We start from the raw sequence: 13,030 nt of genomic DNA on the forward strand, positions 1-13,030 counted from the left end.
CTAGTCATTCTATATTGTTCATTCCCTTTTATGAAACCCAAACATCGGACTCCACCCCGCTGGGCCAACTGGCTCCTTAGCGCTTTCGGCCACCCCGATACGCGGGAAGAAGTCGAGGGTGACCTGCTCGAACTGTACGACCACTGGCAGCAGACGGGGGGGAAACGCAAAGCCGACTGGCGTTACAGCCTCAGTGCCCTGAAACTCCTGCGGCCGCTGGGTAAAACACGGTCCCTCAACACATATTCGACACCTTTTATTCTGAGTCCTCACATGCTTTATAACTACCTTCAAATTGCTTTTCGCCATTACCGAAGACACAAAGTTCTGGGGTTGATAAATCTGTCAGGCCTTACTCTCGGGCTTACCTGCTGCCTGCTTATCGCAGCCTATGTATTGGATGACCTCACCTACGACCGGTTCCATAAAAATGCCGATCGGATTGTGCTACTCCAGCAATTCGAGAACACACCAACGTCGGGGGGTAAGCTGGCTACTGATTTAAAAGCCCGTTTTTCGGCTATCACAAACACAGTTCGGCTCACGCGTATCAAACCCCTTGTTGCCGGAACGATCACAAAGCAACAGACCGGAAGCCAGCAAACAGCGACGTACGAGCCTAATTTCTGGTTCGCAGATAGTACCGTGTTTAGCGTATTCACCCTGCCCCTGCTACTAGGCAATCCGACCACCGCATTGAAGGAACAGTATGGGGTTGTTTTGTCGGAGAGCATGGCACGTAAATATTTCGGCACTCTTAACGTGCTCGGGCAGTCGATTCGTCTAAACAATAAATCGACCCTCCACGTGACGGGTATTTTTAAGGATTTACCCACCAACGCCCACGTCCCCATCGACTTTCTGGCTCCCTACACGAACGCGAACGAGCTGATCGGCTATGACGTTACAACAAACTACTGGAGCGGTGGGGATACATGGACGTACTTATTACTGGCCCCCAACACCGACCGATCAGTATTACAAGCCCAATTTCCGGCCTACATCAACCAATTGGGCGATTCAAATGCAAGTGTCTGGAAACTCAATCTTGTACCTCTGACGGATATTTACTTACGGACCAGTCTGGTAGCAACAAACCGCCTGACGTATGCCTACATCTTTTCTATTGTTGCGCTGCTGATTCTGGGTCTGGCCTGTTTCAACTATATTAATCTGGCCACCGCCCGCGCTACTCAACGCGCCAAAGAAGTGGGCGTTCGTAAAGTGTTAGGCTCGTCGTTCAGCCAGCTCTGGAGCCAGTTTCTGGGCGAAACGATCCTGCTCATGCTGGTTGCGGTCCTGCTTTCGGTCAGCTTGATTTATACACTCCTGCCAGCCTTCAACAACCTTACCGATAAGCAGTTAACGATCACTCAATTTGCTACAGGCGAGCACATCGGCTGGCTGGCGGCAAGCCTGCTGGGCGTCAGTTTGGTAGCGGGTGCTTATCCGGCATTTGTCCTATCATCGGTTCAGCCTATGGCGGTACTCAAAGGAAGTCGCTTACTGATTGGGGGTGATATCTGGCTGCGAAAAACTCTTGTAATTGGCCAGTTTGCCGTATCGATCGGTATGATTGTGGCAACTATGGTCGTTTATCAGCAGCTGCTGTTTGTGCAAAATCACAATGTTGGTTACCAGCGTGAGCAGGTATTGACACTGGACTTACCGGATATTCCCGATCAGCAAAAGGAGGTATTTAAACAGCAGTTAACAAAACTACCCGGCATTTCAGCCGTTACCCGAGCATTTAGTCTTCCCGGCAGTGGCCGACTACGGGGCGAAAAGCTGGTCAGCGAATTTGTCCCCAAAGGCTCACAAACGGGGGGCATCAACCGGCTATCGATTGACGGTGACTTTCTGAAAACATTTGGTATCAGGCTGCTGGAAGGGCGCAACCTCGACCCCAATCGTCCGGCCGATAAACAGGCTTTTCTCGTCAACCGGGCCGCCATGACGTATTTCGGATGGAAAACAAGTTCGGGCAAAATGACCGGTTACTACACTTACGCCTATGGGGCCGATGGGTCGTACCGCGAAGTCCCCATACGGGGAGACGTCGTTGGCGTCATCGACGACTATAACCATGCGGATCTCAAGCAGGTGGTAGCTCCTATGATTGTCTCGCTGAATAACGGTGGAGAAAGTCAGTTAGCGGCCCGCATCCGGCCTGGCGCAATTTCCAATACCCTTCGGCAAGTGGAAGAACAGTGGCACCAACAATTTCCCGACAAGCCGTTTTCCTACAATTTCCTTGATGACACTTTTACGCAGACATACCGGGTCGAAAGTCGGACAGGTCAGGTATTTGGCTTATTTGCCGTTCTGGCCGTATTCATTTCCTGTCTGGGCTTGTTCGGGCTGGCCACTTTTACGGCTGAGCAACGCGTTAAAGAAATCGGTATCCGCAAAGTATTGGGCGCATCCGTCTACAGCGTTGTGTCTTTGTTGTCGAAAGATTTTCTCAAACCCGTGCTCCTGTCTATCCTCATTGCCACACCAATCGCCTGGTACGGTATGAGTCAATGGCTCCAGGATTTCGCCTATAAAATCACGATAAGTGGGTGGATTTTTGCCCTTTCAGGCGGACTGGCACTGGTTGTTGCCCTGCTGACCGTTAGCATTCAAAGCCTAAAAGCGGCTCTGATGAATCCCGTTAAAAGTCTGCGAAATGAGTAGTGTAGTGCCGACCCTCCCGGTCGGCACTACACTACGGCATTACCCGCTCGCCGAAACTGTAGCACAGTCCATCCGGAGCGACGACGAACAAAACTTTCCACCGTACATCGCCATATTGCTGCTGCTTTAAATCGGGGCTTACGTTATCGAAGCCGGTTGCCTTTACTTCAGCAAACATTGTTTCGACATCATTGACCTCAAAAAAACACCCGTCCTGCCCGGGATCGCCCCCGTTCTCGGCAAGGCCAATTTGTATATTATCGCGCTCAAGATGGGCCGATGGCTGGGGTGTTTCGCTGCGTGATATTACCCGAAAGCCCAGAATAGTCTCGTAAAAAGGTAATGCCGTTTCCAGATGGGCGACGGGTAAATTCATTCGATCCTGCTGATACGGCCAGGCGTTTTTCAGGGTGGCTTTGGAGGGTTGCATACGTTGGGGGGTGATCTTATCAATACATTTTCGATTCGATACAAGATTACAACTCGCAGAACGTAATCTTCTTACGTCCTCACGAAGCTTTCTAAACGAACAGAATAGCTTTCGCTGCGGGAGCTTTACAGGATTTTGTTAAGTTTACCGTCGACAAGTGCCTTAAGGAATCAACTTTCCTGCTGCTGATACCCAGAATTACATGAAAATCATCTCATTCATTGCATTACCCCTGGCCTTCGGCCTTTCCTGTGCCGTCAATCCAGCCGTTCGTTCTCTGCCTGCATCCGTTTCTGAAACGCCTTCGGCCACCGCTGTTCAGGCAAAGAAAGTGATCACCGGTGCCGATCAGGTATCGGCGTATCTGCCTTATCTGAAAGGTAAACGCATTGGTATGGTTGTCAACCAGACATCCATCATCGGCAGCAAACCCAGCGTCGACAGCCTGGTGAGCCTGGGTGTGAACATCGTCTCGATCTTTGGACCGGAACACGGTTTTCGGGGCAATGCCAGCAACGGGGCGAAGGTTGATGATGCCGTGGATGCCAAAACCGGTATACCGGTCGTTTCATTGTACGGCAAAAACAAGAAGCCGACAAAAGAGCAAATGGCCAATATAGACCTGATGATCTTCGACATTCAGGATGTGGGCTGCCGTTTCTACACCTATATCAACACGCTTAATCACGTGATGGAAGCCTGCGCCGAAAGCAACAAGGAACTGATGATTCTGGACCGTCCTAATCCGAACGGCTATATAGTTGACGGACCTATTCTGGAAGCCCATCTGTACTCAGGGATCGGTATGCACCCAATTCCCATTACGCATGGCTGCACGATTGCGGAATTTGCCCAGATGATCAACGGCGAAGGCTGGGGAGGAGTCGCCAAAACAAAACCGTGCAGGCTTCGCATAATTAAGGTCGCCAATTACAACCACGATGTAGCTTATACGCTGCCCGTACTCCCCTCGCCCAACCTGAACACCCAGCAATCCATTTTGCTGTACCCCAGCCTTTGCTGGTTCGAAGGAACGATCATCAGCCAGGGCCGCGGCACCTACATGCCATTCACCGTTTTGGGGGCCCCCGCCCTGAAGGGTCTTTATTCGTTTTCCTTCAAACCTGTCAGTCTTAAAGGTATGAGTGAAACACCCTTGCATCAGGATGAAGATTGCTATGGGCTTGACCTTCGAACCTATGATACCAACCTGCTGCGCAAAACAAGACAGCTTAATCTGAAATGGTTGATGGAGTTATATAAAGCGTATCCCGACAAAGCCCGCTTCTTCGATACGAGCTATAGTAAGCAAATGGGCAATTTCAATTACCGAAGTGGTAACGAAGCGCTAAAAAAACAAATCATTGCGGGCGTTTCCGAAAAGGAAATCCGCCAAAGCTGGGAACCGGGCCTGTCGGCCTATAAGCAGATGCGGAAAAAGTATTTGATATACCCGTAACTGTGTAGTACCGACCAGGACGGTCGCCGGGCCGACGCTTGGCACTAGCAAAATGGCCACATCAAGCTAAGTCACCTTAATGTACTGAAAATCACTTAAAGGTCGATTTTACCTTGTAATTCTAACATGCCATGTTAGAATTACAAGGTAGATGCCTAAAAATACCCAAAATGACCGAGTGCTTAAGTTCAATTCTCCTATCCCGAAACTAAGACCCCTTCCGTTTGCGTTCGTATCTTTGTGAGTCGTTTCAGAAAGAAACGGACATCCTCAAAACACTAAAATCGCGGGGCTTTGAACCCCGGCGGATATGAGCAAACACGGACGAATTCTGGTCGCCATGAGTGGCGGCATCGACTCTTCGCTGGCAGCGGTCATGCTCCACGAAGAAGGCTATGAGGTCATTGGTATGACCATGAAAACCTGGGATTACGCATCATCAGGGGGGACAAAAAAAGAAACGGGCTGCTGTAGCCTCGACAGCATCAACGATGCCCGTAACATTGCCGTTAGCCTCGGCTTTCCCCATTATATTCTGGACATTCGGGAAGAGTTCGGCGATGCCGTTATCGACCATTTCACGGGCGAATACCTCGAAGGGCGGACACCGAACCCCTGCGTCATGTGCAACACCCACATCAAATGGGATGCCCTCCTGCGCCGGGCCGACCGACTCGACTGCGAGTCCATTGCTACGGGACACTACGCCCATATTCGGACAGAAAACGGTCGTCATATTCTTTCCAAAGGCGTGGATACCCTGAAAGATCAGTCGTACGTACTGTGGGGCGTATCGCAGGAGAGTTTGAGCCGGACGAAACTGCCGCTGGGCCACCTGCGAAAATCCGACATCCGCGACATGGCCACAGAGCGCGGCTTCATGGAGCTGGTCACCAAATCAGAATCTTATGAAATCTGCTTTGTTCCCGATAACGATTACCGGGGATTCCTGAAACGGCGGATGCCGGGTCTGGAAGCCGAAGTAGCGGGGGGCAACTTCGTGATGGAAGGCACGGGTAAAGTGCTGGGCAAACACCAGGGCTATCCGTTCTATACCATTGGCCAGCGTAAAGGCCTGGGCATGGCGTTTGGTCAGCCGATGTTCGTGACGGAGATTCGGAAAGACACCAATGAAGTGGTACTCGGCGTCGATAAAGACCTGTATCGCGATGGTATGATTGTCAGCAAGCTGAACTTGCAAAAGTACGACCAGCTTGCCGGACCAATGGAAACCGTTACGAAAGTGCGGTACAAAGATTCCGGCACGGCAGCAACCATTTCGCAAACCGGCGATAAAATCGAAGTTCTCTTTAAAGAAGGCGTATCGGCCATTGCACCCGGCCAGGCGGCTGTTTTCTACGAAGGCGACGACGTGATTGGTGGCGGCTGGATCATGAAAAGCTTCCGCCAGGGCGACGAGTTCACCCGTTCGGATAGTCATAAAGAAGCAGCCACTCACCCACAACTTGCCGTGAGTAATCTATAATACTCTTTGGCTGAACACGTTAGTACAGCGTGTATGGAACGACTTCGGACAGTTCCATACACGCTGTGCTGTTATAGGCCGCATCCTCCATTAAAAATAAAAGTGTTTCTTTGTGAATAGTCTCTTTCAACAAAGCCCCTCCATGAAAAAAATCGTTCTACTTACTGGCTTCCTGCTGATCTGTACGCTTGAACTGTTTGCCCAGGCATCATCGTCGACAGCCGCCCCCATTACACCCCCTAAAGGGCACCCGAATTCAAGTGGTGCAGGTTGGAAACCGCTCTTTGCCAGCGATCTGTCTGATGCGGGCTTTCCAAAAGGCGTCTGGAGTTTCGATGACGGGGGCGTGCTGACGGCAACGGCCGATGTAGCCATCTGGACGGCTATTCCCTACGACGACTTTGTACTGGATTTGTTATTCAAAACGGCCGATGGTACCAACAGTGGTGTGGTGGTTCATGCCAGCGATACAACGAACTGGATTCCCAACTCGGTCGAGATTCAAATTGCGGACGATTATGCTAAAAAGTGGGCCGACTCGCCAACCAACTGGCAGTGTGGTGCTTTTTTTGGTCACCAGGCCGCTACGAAACAGCAGGTAGTTAAAAAGCCCGATGAGTGGAACCGCTACACCATTACCTGCCAGGGTAAAATGATCTACGTAGTGCTTAATAACCAGTTGGTAAACACCATCGACCTGTCGAAATTCACTTCGGCAAAGTCAAATCCCGACGGTTCTGAAGTACCATCCTGGCTCAGCAAAGCCCCCGCCGATCTACCCCTGCACGGCTACATCGGGCTTCAGGGCAAACATGCCGGTGCTCCCATCTACTTCCGAAACTTGAAGATAAAGGCGTTGTAACCTAGCAAGAGTACCGACCGCGCTACACGCCATGTCCCGTTACGAGAACTGAACGGCCTCTGCCGGTTGTTCTACGTCTATGCAAACCGAACCTACAACCCGCCACAGCCCCGCCCTGCCCGAATTGCGTTTTTCGCTTAATCTGCTGTATGTTGGCCGGTTATTGCTGGGTATGAAAGCGCATTCCACAGCTGTTGATGAAAGCCTCGACGCGTTTGATGAACGCATCGAAGACGTGACGGACGAGTTGGTCGCGACCGAATTACTGCACGAAGCCGCTATTCTGGCGGGGGATGTTCTGGACGAAAACCCATTAAGTCCATCCAACGACGATACGGTTTAGGCTGCAATCTGCTTTCTTTGCAAGGCTATTGCAGCTTTTCGTTTATAAGTTAGAGGCAATCCCTTTATAAAAAAGACCAAGGGTTGCGAAAAAATCCGACGCAAAAGGTTGCGTCTCTACACATGCCAGAAACAACCTCGCCCGTTTTAGCCGCCCTGTTCGATATGGACGGCGTTTTGATTGATAACACCGATTTTCATGTCAATGCCTGGCTGCAATTTGCCCAGAAACATAATCGGCCACTTTCGAAGGAACAGTACGTCGAAAATATCAACGGGCGTGTCTCGGCCGATGCGATGAGTTACGTTTTTCAACGACCTATCACGCCCGGCGAACTGATCGTATTGACCGAAGAAAAAGAATCGATTTACCGCGAATTGTATCGTCCTCATCTTCAACCCGCGCCAGGACTGCTGGCGTTTTTGAGTGCCTTACAGGCAGAAGGAATCAAGCTGGCAGTGGGCACATCGGCTCCGCAGAGCAATGTGGGGTTTACCCTGGATGGGCTTCCGCTGCGGCCTTATTTCAGCGCGGTTATTGATGCCAGTATGATTCAGCACGGCAAACCTGACCCCGAAATCTACCTGACTGCTGCCGAACGCATAGGCGCGACCCCGGCGCATAGTGTCGTCTTTGAAGATGCCTTTGCCGGTATTGAAGCGGGACTTCGCGCCGGTATGAAAGTCATTGCCGTTGCCACGACGCATACCCGCGACGAGTTAGCCGACAGTGGTGCCTCATTAATTGTCGATGACTTCACGGAACTGACTGTAGACGCTTTTCGCGCCTTAATCGTCTAACAAGTTGTACGTTTATCGTGAAGAATCTGCTGCGTCAAACCGACTCATGCGTTATTCATAATTCTGCATTCATCATTTTTACCCATGTCTTTCATTCCCGCCCGTGAGGGCTATTTCTTTCCTGCCGAGTGGCATCCGCACGTAGCCACCTGGCTTAGCTGGCCCCATACCGAAGCCTCCTGGACCAAAGAGCGACAGGAATTGATGTTTCCGGCTTACATCGACTTTATCAAAGCCATCGCCGAAAGTGAGCAGGTGTGCATCAACGCGCATAATGATATTGTGATTCAGGCCGCTAAACTGCGGCTGCTGGCGGCTGGTGCAGATATGAGCCGTATTACTCTCCTGCCCCACCCAACGAACGATTCGTGGTGCCGCGATCACGGCCCTGCTTTCCTGATCAATCCTGAGAACAACAAACGGATGATTGTGAACTGGGGCTACAATGCCTGGGGCGGCAAATACCCTCCCTACGACCGCGACGACCTGATCCCCGTTGAAATTGCCCATTACCGGGGACTGGAATACGTTACGCCCGGCATCGTTATGGAAGGTGGGTCCGTAGAATTCAACGGAGCGGGAACCGTACTCACCAGCCGGGCTTGCCTCCTCAACCAGAACCGGAATGCGCACCTGACCCAGGCCAACATCGAGCAATATCTCTGCGATTTCTACGGCGTTCAGCAGGTGCTGTGGGTAGAGGAAGGCATTGTGGGCGATGATACCGATGGCCACATTGATGATACTGTGCGGTTTGTGAATGAAGATACCGTCATTGCGGCTTACGAACCCAATAAAAACGACGCCAACTACCCGTTCCTTCAGGAAATTCACCACGAACTGAAGCAGATGCGTTTGCTGAACGGCAAGCAGCTGAATATCGTTGAACTGCCCATGCCCGACCCCGTCGAGAGCGATGGGTTGCGACTTCCGGCCTCTTATGCCAATTTCCTGATCACAAACGGATCGGTTATCGTCCCTACTTTCCGTTGCGATAAAGACCAGCAGGCACTCGACATCATCGGTATGTGCTTCCCCGATCGTAAAATTGTCGGTATTGATTCAACGGACATCGTGTGGGGTTTAGGCAGTTTCCATTGCCTGAGCCAACAGGAACCAGTCGTTTAGATGTATGCTGTAGGATGCATGATATATTTACCAACATACATCCTATGGCATACATCCTCTATCATACATCCCAAAAACGTGTATAACAACAAAACCTTCCGCTCCGTAACCAATACTGCCAATGGCGAAGTGAGCAGCGAAACGCTTTTTCATTACCACCAGGAGAATACTGTTGTGTGGGCCGAATATGCTGGCGGTGGCATTGTAAAAGGCTTTTTGATTGCAGTTGTCCAACCTGACAATGGTCTTGATATGCGGTATGAACACGTAAATACGCAAGGGGAGTTGATGACGGGTCGTTGTTTTTCGACACCTGAGCTATTGCCCGACGGTCGAATCCGCCTGCATGAACAATGGCAATGGACAAGTGGTGATGGTTCCTCAGGTACATCTATTATTGAGGAGATTTCAATCTGATTTATAACATCATGCGCATCAGTTTAATCAGTTTAATCGCGGTTCTGACAATTACCGGCTGCGTTCGCCAGCCAGCACTTGTTGCTGAGTTGACGCCCCGGTCTTTGAAAGCGGTCAATCTGGAAGAGACAATCAGCCGACGCGACGAATTGATGATGGCCTACTCACTTACCAGCTACGACGCGACCAACAAAGCCGTAGCGGTTGTAAATGGCGGGTGGGGTGTCGAGACGGTGAAGAAAGATCAGCAACTAGATTTACGAACCCCGGCACAGGAACATAGTGCCGCCAAACCGATCCAGCTTGAACTCCCGAGAAATGGCCGTATTGTGGCCTCCATTGTCCTCATTGAAGTCGATGACTATGAACAGGCAAAGCAGACGATGGCAAAAATCCAGAAGGTTCATAACCTAATCGCCCTTCCGGCGGGTCTGCTGCTCACCGCCACCGAATTGCTCACACCGCTAAAATACGTATCGGCGGGTCTGGTGGCAACGGGCGTTGGCCTGCAATTGCTGGATAAGCTGGACAACGATGATCTGTTAGGACAAAGCAGCGTTGAACTACGGGATGCCGACGTTCGCCGAAAGAAACAGCGATTCGTTCGGGTTCCAGCCACCTTTACCGGAAAAAATCTAAATGACCCATTTACTTATCAGCTCGAATACGACATTACCCTTAAGTCGGTGAAAATCCAGCCCGTACGCCAATAAGCCCGCCTATCGAACGTTGGTAATGAAAGAACCGTTTAGGAATGCTCAGGCGTGCGGCCAGTTGGTTTTCGGCGCGAAAGCCATCCTTATGTCATGGCTTATCCACTCAACTAATAACTCTAACTACGACTTACTGACCACCTACTCAGAGGTCATAAGTCCGAATGTTTTTGCCCCCGTATCTGTTTTAGTAGTACATTCAACATCACCATTTCAGACGCTATGCGCCATTTCACAGGCGGCTTTTTGCTGGCTCTATTTGTAACTGCCTGCAAAACAGCCGCACCCGTTGTTCAGCAAACACCCCCGGAACCCGTTATCCTGACACTGGGCAACAAAGCCTTCACGACCAATGATTTTTTTCAGTCGTTCACCAAGAATCAGCTTTCGTCCGATTCAACCCAGCGAACGGATGTAAAAACGTACTTTGACCTGTACACGAATTTAAAGCTGAAAGTGCTGGCCGCTGAAACTGAAGGCCGCGACACCACCGAGGCTTTTCGGGAGGAGATGAACACCTACCGGAAGCAACTGGCGCAGCCTTACCTTACCGATAAAGTATTGGTGGAATCGCTGGCGGCCGAAGCCTACCAGCGGATGCAGGAGGAAGTCGACGCGTCTCATATTCTAATTCCAGTTGCCGAATATGCCACACCTGCCGACACCCTGGCCGCTTATCAAACAATACTGTCGATTCGCAAACAGGCACAGGACGGTACTGATTTTGCTGCGCTGGCGCGTCAACACTCCCAGGATCTAAACACAGCGTCGGCGGGTGGCAGTCTGGGCTATATCCCCGTTTTTGGGGTTGTTTACCCCTTGGAAACGGCTGCCTTTACTACTCCCGTCGGCAGTGTTTCGGCTCCTGTTCGCACGCGGTTTGGCTATCACCTGATTAAGGTCAACAACCGACGCCCAAGCCGGGGACGGGTTCGGGTAGCACACGTGCTGATCCGTATAAGCCCATCGGCCGATGAAGCGGGACAGAAAATGGCGCAGGACCGCATCAACACCGCATATGCCCGGCTCCAGAAAGGGGACTCGTTCGAGCAGGTATGCCGGGAGATGTCCGACGACGGAACATCCAAAGCCAACGGGGGTGTTTTGCCCATGTTTGAGCCGGGCCGTTGGGTGCCCGCCTTTGAAGATGCAGCGTTTGCGCTCAGCAGGCCCGGTGAGTACACCAAACCTGTTCGCACGAATTATGGCTGGCACATCATCAAACTGATTGAGCGGAAAGGACTCGACACCTACACCACCCTCAGTCCCTCGCTTCGCCAGCGTGTGATGACCGACAGCCGTGCGGAGGTGATCCGACAGGCGACAGTACAACGTCTACAAAAAGTATATGCCGTTCAGGCAGACCGCGCCCTTCTGGAAAATGCCCTGACCAAAGCTGACAGCAGCCTGCTACGCGGGCAGTGGCGCTTTGCCGAACCACTCGACGGAGCCCTTCAGAACAAGCCCATTCTGACTATCGATAAACAACCGTACACTGTCAATCAGTTCTTTGACTATGTACGGCAGCGGCAACAGCCACCCCGAAATCCAGCCCTTGCCACAACGTCACCAACGACTGAACGAACAGTCGGCGGCTCACCCGTTGTAGCTATGCGCCGGTTATTTGACCGGTTTACCGGCGATCAGCTGATGGCTACCGAAGAAGCGAATCTGGAAAAGAAATCGCCTGAGTTCCGGGCGCTGTTAAACGAGATTCGGGATGGCGTTCTACTGTCGCAGGTGATGGATCAAAACGTTTGGGAGCGGTCGATGGTCGATTCGACCGGCCAACGGCAGTATTTCGAGCAGAACAAAGCGAAATATATATTCCCACAGCGCGTTCAGGCGACCATTGTCGTTGCGCAGCATGACAGTCTGCTTAAACAGGCAACGACGATGCTCAGCGGGCGCCCACCTTACCAGCTCCGGCGCTCGGCGGCTCCCCTGACATTTGCCAAAAACCAGACGGCCTTAACGACTGGACTGAGTGAAACCCTGTCCGATATCCTGGTGGTGATGAGTGCAAATCCCAACTACGTTGTGGAAGTAAGCGGTTCACATGATCCAACTGAAAAGGACTCCGTGTCGGCGGGCCGGATACGGACGGTCGTAAACTTCCTGCAAAAAAATGGTATCGCCTTGAGCCGAATCATGGAAAAAGACTTTCAGGGGGCGCGGCCCGGAGCGGCTAAAGATGCTCAGCGGAACGTTTCATTTCAGTATTTCAGTACGGCAAAGGACGACATTGCCAAAGTCATTAACAGCCGGAATACAAACACAACAGGTATCCAGAGAGCCTCAGACCTGTTGCCCGTAACGATTACCACCGGGTTATTTGCCAAAGGAGAGAACCCTTACATAGACGGCTTGGGTGAATGGAAAGCAGGAACAACCACGATGCGTCGCGAGAACAAAGTTGTTTCGGTCATTATTGATCGTATCGAACCAGCACGAGCCAAAACCTTTGCCGAAGCCCGCGGAACGGTCATCAACGAGTATCAGGCCATCCTTGAAAAGCAGTGGCTGGGCCAGCTGCGGCAAACCTATCCGATAAAAGTGAACGACGAGGAAATCAGGAAGCTGGCAAAGTAAAGAGGTGTGTGACACGTGTAGTCAGGGCTGGCCTATTTGGTTCAATATATTCAGTCTATGCGCTTGACTACCCGTTTATTCGATTTAAAATTTCTTAAAACACAGAGCCACAATCATTCTG

11 protein-coding genes are annotated in these 13,030 nt (G+C 51.3%); 10 read left to right on the forward strand and 1 reads right to left on the reverse strand.

Features of this window, described 5'->3' with window-relative positions:
• Positions 1-30: 30 nt before the first annotated feature.
• Entirely contained in the window at positions 31-2,679 is a 2,649-nt protein-coding gene (locus ACYVK4_RS20210) for an ABC transporter permease (RefSeq protein WP_461129336.1), read from the forward strand.
• Between the two features lie 31 nt (positions 2,680-2,710).
• Here the strand turns inward: ACYVK4_RS20210 and ACYVK4_RS20215 are convergent, their stop codons facing one another.
• Positions 2,711-3,109 (reverse strand): VOC family protein, encoded by a 399-nt coding sequence (locus ACYVK4_RS20215; protein WP_461129337.1) that lies wholly within the window; start codon positions 3,107-3,109, stop codon positions 2,711-2,713.
• Positions 3,110-3,311: 202 nt separating this feature from the next.
• Between ACYVK4_RS20215 and ACYVK4_RS20220 the strand changes: the two genes are divergently transcribed.
• The 9 genes from ACYVK4_RS20220 (at position 3,312) to ACYVK4_RS20260 (ending at position 12,909) form a co-directional block, all read left to right on the forward strand.
• Positions 3,312-4,568 carry an exo-beta-N-acetylmuramidase NamZ family protein gene (locus ACYVK4_RS20220; RefSeq protein ID WP_461129338.1) on the forward strand — a complete coding sequence of 419 codons (1,257 nt, stop codon included), beginning with the start codon at positions 3,312-3,314 and terminating at the stop codon, positions 4,566-4,568.
• A gap of 310 nt (positions 4,569-4,878) precedes the next feature.
• The gene (mnmA, locus tag ACYVK4_RS20225) at positions 4,879-6,054 is read left to right on the forward strand and encodes a tRNA 2-thiouridine(34) synthase MnmA (protein WP_461129339.1); all 1,176 of its coding nucleotides are present in this window, start codon (positions 4,879-4,881) and stop codon (positions 6,052-6,054) included.
• A 142-nt stretch (positions 6,055-6,196) separates the two neighbouring features.
• Positions 6,197-6,916: a 3-keto-disaccharide hydrolase gene (locus ACYVK4_RS20230; RefSeq protein ID WP_461129340.1), complete on the forward strand. Its 720-nt coding sequence runs from the start codon at positions 6,197-6,199 to the stop codon at positions 6,914-6,916.
• Positions 6,917-6,995: 79 nt separating this feature from the next.
• The gene (locus tag ACYVK4_RS20235; protein ID WP_461129341.1) at positions 6,996-7,259 is read left to right on the forward strand and encodes a hypothetical protein; all 264 of its coding nucleotides are present in this window, start codon (positions 6,996-6,998) and stop codon (positions 7,257-7,259) included.
• 122 nt (positions 7,260-7,381) lie between these two features.
• A complete protein-coding gene (locus ACYVK4_RS20240; RefSeq protein WP_461129342.1) occupies positions 7,382-8,059 on the forward strand; it encodes an HAD family hydrolase in 678 nt (225 codons plus the stop codon).
• Positions 8,060-8,143: 84 nt separating this feature from the next.
• The gene (locus ACYVK4_RS20245; protein ID WP_461129343.1) at positions 8,144-9,187 is read left to right on the forward strand and encodes an agmatine deiminase family protein; all 1,044 of its coding nucleotides are present in this window, start codon (positions 8,144-8,146) and stop codon (positions 9,185-9,187) included.
• Positions 9,188-9,265: 78 nt separating this feature from the next.
• Positions 9,266-9,604 (forward strand): n-acetylglutamate synthase, encoded by a 339-nt coding sequence (locus tag ACYVK4_RS20250; protein ID WP_461129621.1) that lies wholly within the window; start codon positions 9,266-9,268, stop codon positions 9,602-9,604.
• Positions 9,605-9,615: 11 nt separating this feature from the next.
• On the forward strand, positions 9,616-10,317 hold the full coding sequence (locus ACYVK4_RS20255) for a hypothetical protein (protein WP_461129344.1): 702 nt from the start codon (positions 9,616-9,618) through the stop codon (positions 10,315-10,317).
• Between the two features lie 222 nt (positions 10,318-10,539).
• Complete coding sequence (locus ACYVK4_RS20260; RefSeq protein WP_461129345.1) at positions 10,540-12,909, forward strand: peptidylprolyl isomerase; 2,370 nt, start codon at positions 10,540-10,542, stop codon at positions 12,907-12,909.
• The last annotated feature ends 121 nt before the right edge of the window (positions 12,910-13,030 follow it).

It is taken from the genome of Spirosoma aerophilum (genome assembly GCF_054782495.1).